General features: G+C 74.0%; 15 protein-coding genes and 1 pseudogene. 7 read left to right on the forward strand and 9 right to left on the reverse strand.

Going from position 1 to position 13,670, the window contains the following annotated elements:
- Positions 1-594 (forward strand): peptidoglycan-binding domain-containing protein (locus TR49_RS42245; protein WP_160311704.1); only part of this gene is annotated, 594 nt, incomplete at its 5' end.
- Between the two features lie 50 nt (positions 595-644).
- Here the strand turns inward: TR49_RS42245 and TR49_RS38680 are convergent.
- Positions 645-1,235, reverse strand: a complete 591-nt coding sequence (locus TR49_RS38680) for a TMEM165/GDT1 family protein (RefSeq protein ID WP_042390963.1) — start codon at positions 1,233-1,235, stop codon at positions 645-647.
- A gap of 395 nt (positions 1,236-1,630) precedes the next feature.
- Between TR49_RS38680 and TR49_RS38685 the strand changes: the two genes are divergently transcribed.
- From TR49_RS38685 to TR49_RS38695, 3 genes are all read left to right on the forward strand, one after another.
- Positions 1,631-2,035: a hypothetical protein gene (locus TR49_RS38685; RefSeq protein WP_042390965.1), complete on the forward strand. Its 405-nt coding sequence runs from the start codon at positions 1,631-1,633 to the stop codon at positions 2,033-2,035.
- A gap of 73 nt (positions 2,036-2,108) precedes the next feature.
- Positions 2,109-3,104: an aldo/keto reductase gene (locus tag TR49_RS38690; protein WP_042390967.1), complete on the forward strand. Its 996-nt coding sequence runs from the start codon at positions 2,109-2,111 to the stop codon at positions 3,102-3,104.
- A gap of 262 nt (positions 3,105-3,366) precedes the next feature.
- Positions 3,367-3,921, forward strand: a complete 555-nt coding sequence (locus tag TR49_RS38695; RefSeq protein WP_052434986.1) for a DUF1697 domain-containing protein — start codon at positions 3,367-3,369, stop codon at positions 3,919-3,921.
- On the opposite strand, the gene TR49_RS38700 is transcribed toward TR49_RS38695, so the two are convergent.
- The gene (locus TR49_RS38700; protein WP_042390970.1) at positions 3,896-4,354 is read right to left on the reverse strand and encodes a MarR family winged helix-turn-helix transcriptional regulator; all 459 of its coding nucleotides are present in this window, start codon (positions 4,352-4,354) and stop codon (positions 3,896-3,898) included. The genes TR49_RS38695 and TR49_RS38700 overlap by 26 nt on opposite strands.
- 112 nt (positions 4,355-4,466) lie before the next feature.
- Here TR49_RS38700 and TR49_RS38705 point away from each other — a divergent pair.
- A pseudogene (locus TR49_RS38705) lies at positions 4,467-5,660 on the forward strand (DHA2 family efflux MFS transporter permease subunit); the annotation flags it as partial.
- A gap of 121 nt (positions 5,661-5,781) precedes the next feature.
- On the opposite strand, the gene TR49_RS42250 reads toward TR49_RS38705, so the two are convergent.
- The 7 genes from TR49_RS42250 to TR49_RS38735 form a co-directional block, all read right to left on the reverse strand.
- Positions 5,782-6,357 (reverse strand): methylated-DNA--[protein]-cysteine S-methyltransferase, encoded by a 576-nt coding sequence (locus TR49_RS42250; RefSeq protein WP_084725850.1) that lies wholly within the window; start codon positions 6,355-6,357, stop codon positions 5,782-5,784.
- Between the two features lie 85 nt (positions 6,358-6,442).
- Positions 6,443-7,399, reverse strand: coding sequence for an ROK family protein (locus tag TR49_RS38710; protein ID WP_174501640.1), 957 nt, complete (start codon positions 7,397-7,399; stop codon positions 6,443-6,445).
- A gap of 104 nt (positions 7,400-7,503) precedes the next feature.
- Positions 7,504-8,415, reverse strand: a complete 912-nt coding sequence (locus TR49_RS38715; RefSeq protein ID WP_042390973.1) for a class I SAM-dependent methyltransferase — start codon at positions 8,413-8,415, stop codon at positions 7,504-7,506.
- 66 nt (positions 8,416-8,481) lie between these two features.
- Positions 8,482-9,015 (reverse strand): DUF1990 domain-containing protein, encoded by a 534-nt coding sequence (locus tag TR49_RS38720; protein ID WP_042390975.1) that lies wholly within the window; start codon positions 9,013-9,015, stop codon positions 8,482-8,484.
- A complete protein-coding gene (locus TR49_RS38725; RefSeq protein WP_042390977.1) occupies positions 9,012-9,590 on the reverse strand; it encodes a PadR family transcriptional regulator in 579 nt (192 codons plus the stop codon). Before TR49_RS38725 ends, TR49_RS38720 begins: the two co-directional genes overlap by 4 nt.
- A gap of 51 nt (positions 9,591-9,641) precedes the next feature.
- Entirely contained in the window at positions 9,642-10,508 is an 867-nt protein-coding gene (locus TR49_RS38730) for an ABC transporter permease subunit (protein WP_052434987.1), read from the reverse strand.
- Positions 10,505-11,425: an ABC transporter ATP-binding protein gene (locus TR49_RS38735; RefSeq protein ID WP_084725852.1), complete on the reverse strand. Its 921-nt coding sequence runs from the start codon at positions 11,423-11,425 to the stop codon at positions 10,505-10,507. Before TR49_RS38735 ends, TR49_RS38730 begins: the two co-directional genes overlap by 4 nt.
- Before the next feature lie 132 nt (positions 11,426-11,557).
- Here TR49_RS38735 and TR49_RS38740 point away from each other — a divergent pair, with 132 nt between their 5' ends.
- Both TR49_RS38740 and TR49_RS38745 read left to right on the forward strand, forming a co-directional pair.
- The gene (locus tag TR49_RS38740) at positions 11,558-12,901 is read left to right on the forward strand and encodes a sensor histidine kinase (RefSeq protein WP_084725851.1); all 1,344 of its coding nucleotides are present in this window, start codon (positions 11,558-11,560) and stop codon (positions 12,899-12,901) included.
- Positions 12,902-12,982: 81 nt separating this feature from the next.
- On the forward strand, positions 12,983-13,666 hold the full coding sequence (locus TR49_RS38745) for a response regulator (RefSeq protein WP_042390993.1): 684 nt from the start codon (positions 12,983-12,985) through the stop codon (positions 13,664-13,666).
- The last annotated feature ends 4 nt before the right edge of the window (positions 13,667-13,670 follow it).

Genomic DNA, 13,670 nt, shown 5'->3' on the forward strand with positions numbered 1-13,670 from the left:
GGACGACGCCGGGCGGGCGGCGCCCGCAGCGGCAAGGCGCTGGCCCTGACGGGCGGAGCGGTCGCGCTCGTGCTGATCGGCACCGGAGCGGCGCTGCTGACCCGCCCCTCCGCCGCTCCCGTCGCGCAGGCGGCGGCCCCGTCGGCGGAGGCGAGCAGCGCCGCCGCAACGGCGTCCGCGAGCGCCCCGGCGACCCCCAGCGCCTCGCCCCGCCACTCGTCGAAACCGACGCCGACGCCCACCCCGACGCCGACCCCGAGCAAGGACCCCTCGCCGACGACGAGCCCGACGCCCCCGCCGACGGCCACCCCGTCGAGCTCGCCGACGCCGCCGTCGGACTCGCTGAGCCTCGGCTCGACCGGCTCGGCCGTGTCCGCCCTCCAGCAGGACCTGCGCCAGGTGCACATCGACCACCGCCGACCGACGGGCGTCTACGACGACCGCACGGCCGAGGACGTCAGCACGTTCCAGAGCTGGTACGACGTCCAGGGCGACCCGCCCGGCGTCTACGGCCCGAACTCCCAGGCGATGATGGCCCAGGTCCTGGCCGGCAACGGGGGCGCCGGAGCGGGCGGCTGGGGCGGCAACGGCTGACCGTCAGGGGCCCGGGCGGCGGCCGGGGCATCGGCCGGGGCGAAGGAACGTCACCCCGTGATCGCGTTGGCGATGCTGATCCCCGCCAGCACCAGCATGATCACCGCAGCGCAGCGCTGGATCACGTGCAGCGGCACCCGCTGCATCAGCTTCTGCCCGCCCAGGATCGCCAGGCCGCCGACCGCGCAGAGCGCCAGCCAGCTGCCGAGGCCGACGGCCAGCCAGTCGCCGTACTTCGCGGCGAGGTTCGCGGTCGCGATCTGCGTCAGGTCGCCGAACTCGGCGATCGCGATCACGGCGAAGCTCGCGCCCGCCACGCGCCAGAAGCTGTCGGAGCGCGGGGTCCGGCCCTCGGCGCCCTCCTCGTCGTCGTCCTCCTTGTGGAGCAGCAGCATCACCGCGCCGAGGACGAAGAGGCCGCCGACCACCGCCTCCAGGGCGCGGTGCGGAAGCAGCGACAGCAGCCGGCCGGCCACCAGGGCGAGGGAGACCTGGACGGCCATGGCGGCGGCGACGCCCGCGAAGACGTAGGAGCTGCGGTAGCGCGTGCCGAGGACGAGGCTGGCCAACGCGGTCTTGTCCGGGAGCTCGGCCAGGAAGATGACGCCGAAGGTGATGCCGAAGACGGCGAAGCTGTTCACGGAAGGGTGGTCCTCAGGATCGGTGGTGCCGGCCTCGGAGCCCTCGACCTCGTGGACGCTTCGGCGCGGCAGCCAGTGCGAACACGTGTACGGGTACGACTGCTGCGGCCGAAGGTCTCGCCGACGCGGGCCGCTGACACGGCTCGCGCCCCGGGCGCCGGGCGGGCCGTGAAGCCCGCCAGTATGTCGACGGTCCGGTCGGGGCTACTCCCCTTCGATCACCCTGAGTCTACCCGAGCGACCCGCCGACAGGACCGACGATCCGATCAGCTCACCGACGCGTCCTTCCTTCGGCGGACGCATGGGAACGGTTGTGCGTACCGCTGCGTCCTCGCATGCGTATGCTCCGCGTGCGTTCGCGCGTGAATTTCCGGCTGTCCTCGGGGGGAATCCTTATGCCGAACAGGTCCGTCCGCCACGTCCGCAACGTCACCCTCACCGGAGTCGCCGCCGTCGTGCTCAGCTGCACCGCACTGTCCGGGACGGCCTTCGCCAAGTCCGGCGCGTACGTGCAGGTGGGGGCGCGAGTCGCCCGGATAGGGCAGAACGTGCAGGTGACCGGGTACGGCGGGGACGACTCGGCGCGCTACACCTACGCCTGCCTGGACGAGCGGACCGGCAACGGCGGTTGGTTCGCCCTCGGCTGCGCCTCGCGGCCGTGGACGGCCTACCAGCGCACGGTCCGGGCCACCTCCTTCGGGCGGATCGAGTTCCGGGCGCGGCTGCTGGCCAAGAGCAGCCCGAACGGCGCGGGTCGCCTCGACCGCGTCTCGGGCGCCGTCGACGTCCTGGTCCGCTGACCGCCGACCGCGGACGGCGAGACCGCGGCGAGGCGCCCTCGACAGGACCGCGCGGCCGGGCAAGGGTAGCCGCATGGACTACACCTCACTCGGCCGCACCGGCCTGTCGGTCTCCCGGCTCTGCCTCGGCACGATGAACTTCGGCCCGCGCACCGAGGAGGCGCCGGCCCACGCGATCATGGACACGGCCCTGGAGCGTGGCGTCAACTTCTTCGACACCGCGAACGTCTACGGACAGCAGGCGGGCAAGGGCCGCACCGAGGAGATCATCGGCAGCTGGTTCGCCCAGGGCGGCGGCCGCCGCGAGCGGACCGTGCTGGCCACCAAGGTCTACGGGTCGATGCCGACGCCCGGTACCGACGGCAGCTGGCCCAACGACGGGCGGCTCTCCGCGCTGAGCATCCGCCGCGCCTGCGACGCGAGCCTGAAGCGGCTCGGCACCGACCACATCGACCTCTACCAGATGCACCACGTCGACCGGGCCGCCCCCTGGGACGAGATCTGGCAGGCGATGGAGGTCCTGGTCCAGCAGGGCAAGATCCTCTACGTCGGCAGCAGCAACTTCGCCGGCTGGCACATCGCCACCGCCCAGGGCGCGGCCGCCCGGCGGAACAGCCTGGGCCTGGTGGCCGAGCAGTCCTACTACAACCTGATGCAGCGGACGGTCGAGCTGGAGGTGCTGCCGGCGGCGCAGCACCACGGGCTCGGCGTGATCGCCTGGTCCCCGCTCCAGGGCGGCCTGCTCGGCGGCGTGCTGCGCAAGGAGGCGCGGAACGAGAGCGGCGGGCGCAGCGCGGAGCGGCTGAAGAACCTGGACCCGAACCAGGTCGCGCGGCTGCAGCGGTGGGAGGAGCTCTGCGACAAGCTCAGCACCGAGCCGGGCACCGTCGCCCTCGCCTGGCTGCTGCACCAGTCGGCCGTGACCGCGCCGATCATCGGCCCGCGCACGGCGGAGCAGCTGGACACCGCCCTCGCCGCGGTCGACCTGGTCCTGGACGAGGACACACTGGACGAGATCGACCGCATCTTCCCCGGCCACAAGCCGGCCCCCGAGGACTACGCCTGGTAGTCGGCCCCGAGCCCGGCGGTCGGCTGCGCGCTGCCGACGACCGGCGGGCACGGGGGCCGGTGTCGCGCCCGCCAACTCCTGGCCGGTCAGCCGCGGCGTCGTGGGGGCACCTCACGGCCGAGGGCTGGGGGAGCGTGCAGCTGCCAGGCGGCGGACCGCCCTCGTACGGGATGCACCTGGGCAGTTCGCCGACACAGCGGATGTGCGTGCCAGGCGTCGCGGCAGGGCGAAGGTTGGCGGGCGCGACACTAGTATTCGCCGCATGAGCGCTGAACAGATCCCGTACGTCGCCTTCCTGCGCGCGGTCAACGTCGGCGGCCGGAAGGTGGAGATGGCCCGGCTCCGGGCCGAGCTCGACGGGCTCGGTCTGGGGCCGGTGCGGACCTACATCGCGAGCGGCAACGTCTTCTTCGATTCGGGCCGCACGGACCGGGAGAAGCTGCGCGCCGAGATCGAGCAGCGCCTGGCCGAGACGTTTGGCTTCGACGTCCCCACCGCGCTCTACACCCTGGCCGAGGTCGAGGAGGCGTACGCCGCGGCGCCGTTCGGCACGACGAAGCCCGAGGCACACGAGCGCTTCAGCCTGTTGTTCACCACGGGCCGGCTCGCCGAGGACGTGCTGCCGCAGGCGGGGAAGCGCGGCGACTGGGAGGTGGTCGGCGTCCACGGCACCACCGCCTACGTGCTCTACCGCGTCGTCGACGGCAAGGGGCCGGCCAACCCCGTTCCGCTGCTGGAGAAGGCCTTCGGCGTGCAGGGCACCGGCCGGTTCCACCACACCGTCGAGAAGATCATTGCTGCGGCCCGGGAGGGCTGACCGCCGCGCGCATCTTGGCCAGCAGCGCGCGCAGTTGCTCGCGCTCGGCCTCGCTCAGCGGGCCGGTGGCGACGGCCAGCGCCCGGGCGTCCTCCGCCTCGGCCTCGGCGTGGTGGGCGAACCCCGCCTCGGTGAGGGTGAGCAGGAAGGCGCGCCGGTCCTCGGGGTGGCGGACCCGCCGTACCAGCCCGTCGCGCTCCAGCCCGTCCACGATCGCGGTCGTGGTGCGCGGGGCGACGCCCAGCATCTCGCTCAGGTCCCGCATCCGCAGCGGGACGCCCTCGCGCGCGAGGATCCGCAGCGCGCGCAGCCGCGCCACCGACGCGCCGAGCGGGCGCAGCCTGCCCTCCACATAGGTGCGCAACTCCGTGGTGGTGTCGAAGAGTTCGTCCACCAGGACGTCGCTGCTGCCGTGCCGTCGCTGCTTGCCCATCTGGCGCCCGTCCTCGTCGTCCGGCGAAAAACCGTATTGGTGAGCCTGCACATAGTGAGTAGGCTCAGTATCTGTGACCGCACTGCGCGCTCAGCACATCGCCGTCCCCGTCATGTACCTCGCCTCGGTGTTCCTCGTCATTGTCGACGGTGTCATCACGACCGTGGCCCTCCCCTCCCTGGGGCGCCACTTCCTCCTCTCCCCCACCACGCTCGACAGCGTCGTCGTGGTCTATCCCGTCTGCCTGGGCATCATGGTCCCCGCCTCCGCGTGGCTGCTGGAGCGCTTCGGCGGCCGCCGGATGCTGCTGCTCGGCCTCACCCTGTTCACCCTCGCCTCCGCGCTGTGCGGCCTGGCCCAGGACCTGCCGCAGCTCGTCGTCTTCCGCGCGCTGCAGGGCGCGGCGGCGGGTCTGCTCACACCGGTCGGCCAGGGCCTGCTCTTCCGCACCTTCAGCCAGCAGGAACAGGTGCGCCTGGCCCGCCTCCTGATCATCCCCCAGCAGTTGGCCCCGGCCCTGGCGCCGGTGCTCGGCGGCGTGCTCGTCGACACCCTCGGCTGGCGCTGGGTCTTCCTGGTCAACCTGCCGCTCGGAATCGCCGCCGTGGCCTTCGGGTCCGTCTTCCTCGACGCGCACCGGACGGACTCGGCCCGCACCCGGCGTCTGGACCTCACCGGGCTGCTGTTCAGCGGGGCCGGACTCGGCGGGCTGATGTTCGGCGTGTGCGCCGGCCCGGACCTCGGCTGGGGCACGCCGCCCGTCCTCGCCGCGCTGCTCGGCGGCGCGGCGCTGCTGGCCGCGGCCGTGCGGCATCAGTGGCGGGCGCGTCAACCGGCCCTGCGGGTCCGGCTGTTCGAGGACCGGATGTTCCGCCGGGCGAGCCTGCTCAACGCGCTGGGACTGGTGCCGTTCCTCGGCGCGATGTTCCTCGTCCCCCTCGTCGTCCAGCAGTTGCAGGGCCGCAGCGCGCTCGACTCCGGCACAGCCACCTGCACCGAGGCCGTCGGCATCCTGCTGACCGTCCAGGTCGTCGGCCGCGTCTACCACCGCGTCGGCCCCGGCCCGCTGGTCGGCGCGGGCCTGCTCGGGGTGGCCGCCGTCGAGCTGTGCGCCACCGGGACCGGCGCGGGCACCGGCCTGTGGACCTTCCGTCTCGTCATGTTCCTGCTCGGCCTGTCGATGGGCGCGGTCTACCTGCCGCTGACGGCCGCCTCGCTCACCACCCTCGACCGCGCGGACGCGGCCCACGCCGCGACGCTCAGCACGGTCATGCGCCAGACGTCCACGGCGCTCGCACCCGCCGTCGTCACCGCGGCCGTCGTGCTGGGCACGGCGTCGGGGCGGACCCAGGCTCCGCCCGCGGGGGCGTACCGGCTGGCCTTCCTCGCCCTCGGCGTGATCGCCCTGCTGTGCGCGGCCTACGGCTTCAGGCTGGGACGTCCGGGCCGTCCCAGTCCAGCGTCGGCGGCAGGTGGCCCTCCAGCGTCAGCAGCCAGCGCTTCACCGACATCCCGGCCTCCCCACCCCCGAAGCCGCCCAGGCCGTCCGAGGCGACCACGCGATGACAGGGCACCAGCAGGAAGAGCGGGTTCGACCCCATGATCTGCCCCACCGCGCGAGCCGCCAGATGCTGCTCCGTCTCCTCCTCGAAAGCGCCGCTGCGCGCGGCGAGCTGCCCGTAGGTGATGGTGCGGCCGTAGGGCACCGTGCGTTCGAGCGTCTGCAGCACCTGCCGCTGGACCCCGTCCGTCCAACGCCAGTCCAGCGGCAGCTCGAACGCGCGCCGGCGCCCCGCGAAGTACTCCCCCACGTGGGCGGCGACCCGCGCCGCCCGCTCGTCCCCCTGCGGTGCGGGCGCGCCGACGACGTCGCCCCGCGTCGCGTGCAGCATGTCCCCGGGCCCGAAGGTGGCGCCTATGACGCCGTGCTCCGTCACGGCCACCCGCACGGGCCCGGTGGGCAGCGGGGTGGGCACGTCGACCCAGTGGACCTTCGTCTCCATGCGACCGACTCTAACGGGAGGCACTGACAATCCCGGTGGCACGGAGAACGACGGCTGCGGACGCCCGTCAGTCGCGGGCCCGCTCTCAGTCGAGGGCCAGCGCCGCCGCTCCGATCAGTCCGGCGTCGGTGCCCAGCTCCGCCGCCCGCACGGCGAGGTGCCGGGTGAACGGCAGGGTCGCGTAGGACCCCAGGTGGCGGCGGAGCGGCGCGAGCAACAGCTCGCCCGCGCGCAGCACGCCGCCGCCGAGGACGGCGACGTCCAGCTCGACCAGCGTCGCCGTCGCCGCGATGCCCGCCGCGAGCGCGCGGGCGGCCCGGTCGAAGGCGGCGAGGGCGATCGGGTCGCCCGCCCGTGCCGACTCGGCGACGGACGCGGCGTCCAGAACCTGCCCCGGCATGACGTCCCCGGCCGGACGCCAGCCCTGGTTCAGCGCCCAGGCCGCGATCGCGGTGCCGCTGGCCACCCGCTCCAGGCAGCCGCGCGACCCACACGGGCAGGTCTCGCCGTCCAGGTCCACGGTGATGTGGCCGAGGTGCCCGGCGTTGCCGGTGGGCCCCGAGTAGACGCGGCCGTCCAGCACCAGACCGGCGCCGACACCCGTCGAGACCACCAGGCAGAGGGCGTTGGCGTAGCCGCGCGCCGCGCCGCGCCAGTGCTCGGCCGCGGTCATCGCCACCGCGTCCCCGCCGAGCGCCACCGGCGCGCCGGCCACCTGGGGCAGCGCGCGGATCTCGGCGGCGAGCGGAAAGCCGCGCCAGGCGGAGATGTTGACCGGGCTGACCGTGCCCTTGACGATGTCCACCGGCCCCGCGCTGCCCACGCCGACGCGGTCGACCTGCGCCCAGCGCGGGTCCTCGGCGAGCTCGGCGACGACCTCGGCGACGGTGAGGAACACCTCGGAGGGATCGGTGGCCCGCGCCCGGGTCGGGTGCTCCACGCGGTGGTGCAACGTGCCGTCCGGGGCGACCAGGCCGCCTGCGATCTTGGTACCGCCGATGTCGATCGCCGCGATCATGGCTGCGTCTCCGGATGCGCTCATGACCAGCGAGTCTGCTGCCCGTGCGGGGCCGCTGTCCAACGGGCACGCGGCCCCGGCGCACGCGACGCCCGACCGGGTCGGGCCGGCGCGGCCGGTCACCGCGGTCACCCGGAGCGGCGGCGCCCCACGTAGCGCAGGCCGTTGGCTCGGATCACGCCCGCGTCGACCGCGGCGCGCTCCTCGTCCGCGGTGACGTCCACCAGCGCCGTGTGGAAGTAGGGGTCCCGCTCCAGCAGCACCGTCTCGAAGGCGGACCGCTCCAGCGCGTCCAGCATGGCCGCGCCGCTCAGCAGGCCGTGTCCCTCGGCCCAGCCCTGGAAGTAGTCGTCCCAACTGCCGCCGGACTCCTGCCAGCCCTGACGGTGACCGGCCAGCCACCACGCCGGGGTCCGCGCCGCGGGGTCCTCGTCGGCGTCCCCCTCGGCGTTCTCGTCCGCGTCCCCCTCGGCGTTCTCGTCCGCGTTCTCGTCAGCGCCGAGCGCCTCTTCGGGAAGCCGGTCGAAGCACCAGCACGCCGTTGCCTCGTCGAACTCCTCCCGCGCCCACTCGCGCAGCACCAACAGCCCGCCGGGCCGCACCTGGGCGGCGACGGAGGCGAGCAGCGCGTCCAGGTCCTCGACGTGGTGCAGGGAGAGGCAGGCGACCACGGCGTCGTAGGGCAGCTCATCGGCGTCCGGCTTGTAGTCCTCGTACCGGCTGCGGACGAAGCCCGGCCCCTCCGGTGCCTCCGGGTCCACGCCGACGGCCCGGTGGCCCTCGGCGCGCAGCAGCGGCACGAAGCCACCGAGCACACCGCAGCCGATCTCCAGCACCGAACCGGGCCCCAGGCCCGCGAGCTGCTCCCGCACGAACGGCCAGACGAGCTCGATCCGCTTCTGGTCCCCGGGCCGTGGCGCGGCGAACGACAGCTCCTCGTCCTCGCCGTTCGCGAGACCGTGCCCGTGCCCGTGCGCATGGGTGTGACCGTGCCCGTGGGCGTCGTGACGGTGGCCGTGCCCGTGCTCGCCGTGCGCCATCGCTGCTCCGTCCCTGTGGTGCGGCTGACGGTGCTCAGCCTGCCACAGCGGCCGCGGCCGGTCCCCTCAGTTCGCCGGGCGCACGATCCGCTTCGCCGGGCGCCCGATCCCGCGCAGCACCTGTCCGCATCGGCGGGCGTAGAGGCGCTGCGCGACCGGGACCAGCCGGCCGAGCGCCCGCGCCACCCGGCCCGCGGGGCGGCTGAACGCGACGACGTCGAGCCACACGCCGCCGTCCTGATCCCGCGTGAGCAGGAACGCCTCCTCCCCGCACTCCGGATGGCCGGTGAGGGTCCCGTAGGCCCAGCCGTAGCGGTCCGGCTCGTCGACGACCCACACGATCCGGCAGGGTGCGCGGACCACCCCGGCCAGCGTGACCGTCACCTGCACACCCACCTCGGCGCGCGGCACGGAGGCGGTGACGCCGACCGGGAGGCGGCGGTGCATCCGGAACGTGCCGAGCGCGTCGGCGGCCGCACGGAACGCGGCCTCGCCGTGGCCGATCCGGGCGCGGTGGTGCAGGTGGGAGTATCCGGGCGGGAGGACGCCGCCACCTGGCAGCGTGGCGCCGACCTCCGGGTAGCTGAAGTCGCCCGTCACTCCTCGCCCCGCCCGCTCGCGTCCTCGTGGCCCGTGTCCTCCGCCAGCTCCGTCACCACCGCGTCGACCTGCTTCAACCACTGCGTCCAGAACCGCTCCATCTCGATGCCGGCCTGCAGGACCAGGTGCTGCAGCCGTGCCTCCGCCGTCTCCCGCCTGTCCGGCGGGAACTGACGGGTCTCCATCGCGCGGTAGGCGTCGAGCTGCGCCGTGTGCACGTCCAGGTGGCGGCGCACCTCCGCGCCCACGTCGCCGAGCCCCACGACGGCGGCCGCGCGCAGCCGCAGCGCGAGCGGGTCCCGCAGCTGCCGCGGCGGGTCGCTGCGGGAGACCCACGCCGCGAGTTCGGCGCGCCCCTCGGGCAGCACCTCGTACTCCTTGCGCCGCCCCTGGGCCGGCGGTCCGGGGATGGCCCGGATCATCCCGCCCTGCTCCAGCTTGCCGAGCTCGCGGTAGATCTGCTGGTGCGTCGCGGCCCAGAAGAAGCCGATGGACCTGTCGAACCGCCGCGTCAGCTCCAGCCCGGAGGACGGCTTCTCCAGCAGGGCGGTGAGGATGGCGTGGGGCAGCGACATGCCCCGATCCTAGGGGCACGCCGCCACGGGGCTCCGGCGAGCTCGTGGGCCTCAGACGTCGCGGCGGCGGACGATCCACACCGCGAGCGCGACCGCGACGAGCGGCCAGAGGAGGTAGTCCAGCCAGGAGCCGGTGACGGTCGCCGGGTAGAAGCCCGGCTGCTTCGGCGCCGTCCACACCTCGGTGAGGCGGCCGAACGCCGAGACCGGGAACAGGTGCCGGACCTCGGCGGACCACTGCTTGGTCTGCGAGAAGAACTGCGGCAGCAGCAGCACCACGAACGCCAGGATGCCGATCGTCCCGCCCGCGTGCCGGACCAGCGCGCCGATGCCGAGGCCGACCAGCGCGCACACCGGCGCCACCATGGCCGCCGCGACCAGTGCGCGGGGCACGCCCGAGTAGCCGAGCGAGATCGTGGCGTGCCGGCCGCTGAGGATGCCCTGGGCGATCGCGTAGGAGCCGAGCGCGCACACCCAGCCGACGACGGTCCACACCGTCGCCTGCACGACGGCCTTCGCCAGCACCACCGAGCCCCGGGCCGGCACCGCGACGGTGGTGGTGCGGATCAGCCCGCTGCCGTACTCCCCGGCCATGGCCAGCGCGCCCAGCGCTCCCGCCGCCAGCATGATGACGACGTAACCCTCCAGCGGCCAGGAGTCGTGCACCGCGAAGAGGTGCGGGGCCGCCCGCTCGTCGGGGCCGTAGCCCGGCCAGTTGTCGTAGTCGGCCATCGCCGCGGCGGCGGCCGCGCCCCAGGGGACGAGCATCGCGACGACCAGCGTCCACCACGTCGAACGCAGCGAGCGGAACTTGATCCACTCCGCGCCGACCAGGTCCAGGAAGCGCGGGCGGACGGCGGACCCGGCCGTGCCGTTCACGGCGCCCGCCGGACGGGAGGGTGAGGTGACGGCGCTCATCGGCTCTGCCCTGCCAGGTACTCGACGCGGTCGGCGGTCAGTTCCATGAAGGCCTCCTCCAACGAGGCGGAGCGGGTGGCGAGTTCGTGCAGCATGACGCGGTTGTCGAAGGCCAGCGCGCCGATCCGCTCGGCCGGCAGGCCGGTGACCCGCAGACCCTCCGCGCCCGCGTGGCCCTCCGGGTCGACCTCGGCGCCCGCCGCGACCAGCACGGCCGTCAGCTCGGCCGCCTGCGGCGTGCGCACCAGGACGCTGTGCCGCGTCGACCGCGCCGCGAACTCCCGCAGCGGTTCGGCGGCGACGAGCTGCCCGCGCCCGATGACGACGAGCTCGTCGGCAGTGTTCTCCATCTCCGTCATCAGGTGGCTTGAGAGGAAGACGGTGCGGCCCTCCCCCGCGAGGCGGCGGAAGAGCCGCCGCACCCACATCACGCCCTCGGGGTCCATGCCGTTGATCGGCTCGTCGAACATCAGCACCGGCGGGTCGCCGAGCAGGGCCGTGGCGATGCCGAGGCGCTGCTTCATGCCGAGCGAGAAGCCGCCGACGCGGCGCCGCGCGGCGTCGGTCAGGCCGACCTCCTCCAGCACCTCGCCGACCCGGCGGGCCGGGATGCCGTTGCTGCGGGCCAGCGACCGCAGATGGGCCTCGGCACTGCGGCCCGGATGCACGTGCTGGGCGTCGAGCAGCGCACCGACGTGCCGCAGCCCGCGCGGGTGGTCGGCGAACCGCACCCCGCTCACCGTCGCGCCGCCGGAGGTGGGCGCGTCCAGGCCGAGGATCAGCCGCAGGGTCGTGGTCTTGCCGGCGCCGTTGGGCCCGAGAAAGCCGGTCACCTGCCCGGGACGGACGGTGAAGCTGAGGCCGTCGACGGCGGTCTTGTCCCCGTAGCGTTTGGTCAGCTCATGGACTTCGATCATGGCGTCCACGGTGCCGGGCGGGCGGCGTCATCCGCATCGGGCCGACGGCGGCAACGCGGGGCGGCGAGCTAGCCCGTAGGAGTAATCCCGCAGGTCGATGCCGGGCCGCGGACCCGCCGTTACGCTCGACGCATGACCGCCGCGCCTCGTCCTCCGTTGCTCTCCCGGGTGCCGTCCGGCGTGTGGACGGGTCTCGCCCAGACGATGGTGACGCTGCTGGTCGTCCTCTTCGTGGTGAACCTGGCCCCCGATCCGCTCAACACCCGCAACGGCGCCGAGCACCAGGGACCGATGACGGTGGCCCTGTGGATCGCCGTCGGCTCCCTGCTGCTGCGGCGCTACCCGCGCACGAGCGTGGGGCTGCTGCTCGGCCTCGTCCTGTACACGAGCACCATGGCGGACTACCCCGTCGAGGTCGTGGCCCTGCAGCAGACGCTGCCCGCCCAACTGGCCCTCTGCTACGTATGCGCCACGCAGCCGCGGAGCGTCAGCACACCGGCGGCGGTCATGGCCTACACGACGCTGGTCGGCTACGAACTCGGCCGCGTCGTGGAGGGCTTTGCCTTCGCCCGGATCTACAACGTGCTGCCCATGCTGCTGATCCTGACGCTGGCCCAGCTGATCGGCGGCTCGGTCCGCACCCGGCGCATCTTCGCCGCCGCGAGCCGCGCGCAGGCCACCGAGCAGGCGATCACCGAGGAGCGGCTGCGGATCGCCCGCGAGCTGCACGACATGGTCGCGCACAGCATCGGCATCATCGCCATCCAGGCGGGCGTCGGCAGCCGGGTCCTGGACAGCCAGCCGGAGGAGGCGCGCGCGGCCCTCCAGGCGATCGAGGTCACCAGCCGGGAGACCCTGTCCGGCCTGCGCCGCACGCTGGTGGCGCTGCGTCAGGCCGATCCGGAGCCCGGCAGCCTGCTCGCCCCGCTCGCCCCCGCCCCCGGCCTCGACGACATCGACAAGCTCGCCGCGACCACGACCGAGGCGGGCGTCCGCGTCGACGTCACCTGGCACGGCGAGCGCCGTCCGCTGCCCGGCGACATCGACCTGTCCGCGTTCCGCATCGTCCAGGAGGCCGTCACCAACGTGGTCCGCCACTCCGGCGCCCCCTCCTGCCGGGTGTCGATCGACTACGGCGAGGAGCAGTTGGCCTTGGAGATCCTGGACGACGGACGCAGCGGCGGCTCCCCCGGCGGGCCGCACGGGCCGCACGGGTCCGCGCCGCAGGCGTCCCACGGATCCGGGTTCGGGATCACCGGCATGCGCGAGCGGGTCAGCCTGCTGCACGGCGAGTTCGGCGCGGGCCCGCGAGCGGAGGGCGGTTTCCGGGTGACCGCCCGCCTGCCGCTGCCGCGCGTTGGGGAGGCCGCCGCACCGAGCGAGCACGCCGAGCGTGCCAAGGACACCGCGCACGGCGAGCAAGCCGGCGACGTCGAGGACGCTCGGCCAGCCGGGGCGCCGGCCATCGCCGGATGACCGACACCCAGAGCTGAGATGATCAAGAGCAACGACAGCAGCCCCTACGCCGTCGACAACCGACGGACACGTGAGGACGGTATGAGCGACGCCCCCGCCGAGATCCGGATCCTGCTCGCCGACGACCAACCCCTGGTCCGCTCGGGCCTGCGGGTGCTGATCAACGACAACCCCGACCTCCAGGTCGTCGCCGAGGCCAGCACCGGCGGCGAGGCGGTCGCCCTCGCCGCCACCGTGAAGCCGGACGTCGCCGTGCTCGACATCCGCATGCCCGGCATGGACGGCATCGAGGCCGCCCGCCGCATCGTCGAGGCGCCCGACGCGCCGCGCGTCCTGATGCTCACCACGTTCGACGACGACGACTACGTCTACGGCGCGCTGCGCGCGGGCGCCTCGGGCTTCCTGGTCAAGGACATGGCCCTGGAGGAGATCCTCGGCGCCATTCGCGTCGTCGCCGCGGGCGACGCGTTGATCGCCCCGAGCGTCACCCGCCGCCTCATCGCGGAGTTCGCCAGCCGCCCCGACCGCTCCGGTCCGTCCGGCGCCCCGGTCCGGAAGCTGGCCGGCATCACCGAACGCGAGGTCGAGGTGCTGACCCTGGTCGGCCGCGGCCTCAGCAACAGCGAGATCGCGGAGACGCTGGTGATCAGCGTGGCGACGGCCAAGTCCCATGTGGCCCGGCTGCTGACCAAGCTGGACGCGCGGGACCGGGTGCAGTTGGTGATCCTGGCGTACGAGGTGGGCCTGGTCTCCACGCGGGGCTAGCCGC

The sequence above is a fragment of the Streptacidiphilus melanogenes genome (assembly GCF_000787835.1).
In the GTDB taxonomy this organism is placed as follows: Bacteria; Actinomycetota; Actinomycetes; order Streptomycetales; family Streptomycetaceae; genus Streptacidiphilus; species Streptacidiphilus melanogenes.

Bases quoted from the DNA above. Each gene is read 5' to 3' on its own strand.
- TR49_RS38685 (WP_042390965.1), top strand. From the start codon at position 1,631: ATGCCGAACAGGTCCGTCCGCCACGTCCGCAACGTCACCCTCACCGGA.
- TR49_RS38700 (WP_042390970.1), bottom strand. From the start codon at position 4,354: ATGGGCAAGCAGCGACGGCACGGCAGCAGCGACGTCCTGGTGGACGAA.
- TR49_RS38725 (WP_042390977.1), bottom strand. From the start codon at position 9,590: ATGTCGCTGCCCCACGCCATCCTCACCGCCCTGCTGGAGAAGCCGTCC.
- TR49_RS38715 (WP_042390973.1), bottom strand. From the start codon at position 8,415: ATGGCGCACGGCGAGCACGGGCACGGCCACCGTCACGACGCCCACGGG.
- TR49_RS42250 (WP_084725850.1), bottom strand. From the start codon at position 6,357: ATGGAGACGAAGGTCCACTGGGTCGACGTGCCCACCCCGCTGCCCACC.
- TR49_RS38730 (WP_052434987.1), bottom strand. From the start codon at position 10,508: ATGAGCGCCGTCACCTCACCCTCCCGTCCGGCGGGCGCCGTGAACGGC.
- TR49_RS38735 (WP_084725852.1), bottom strand. From the start codon at position 11,425: ATGATCGAAGTCCATGAGCTGACCAAACGCTACGGGGACAAGACCGCC.
- TR49_RS38740 (WP_084725851.1), top strand. From the start codon at position 11,558: ATGACCGCCGCGCCTCGTCCTCCGTTGCTCTCCCGGGTGCCGTCCGGC.
- TR49_RS38745 (WP_042390993.1), top strand. From the start codon at position 12,983: ATGAGCGACGCCCCCGCCGAGATCCGGATCCTGCTCGCCGACGACCAA.
- TR49_RS38695 (WP_052434986.1), top strand. From the start codon at position 3,367: ATGAGCGCTGAACAGATCCCGTACGTCGCCTTCCTGCGCGCGGTCAAC.
- TR49_RS38690 (WP_042390967.1), top strand. From the start codon at position 2,109: ATGGACTACACCTCACTCGGCCGCACCGGCCTGTCGGTCTCCCGGCTC.
- TR49_RS38710 (WP_174501640.1), bottom strand. From the start codon at position 7,399: ATGAGCGCATCCGGAGACGCAGCCATGATCGCGGCGATCGACATCGGC.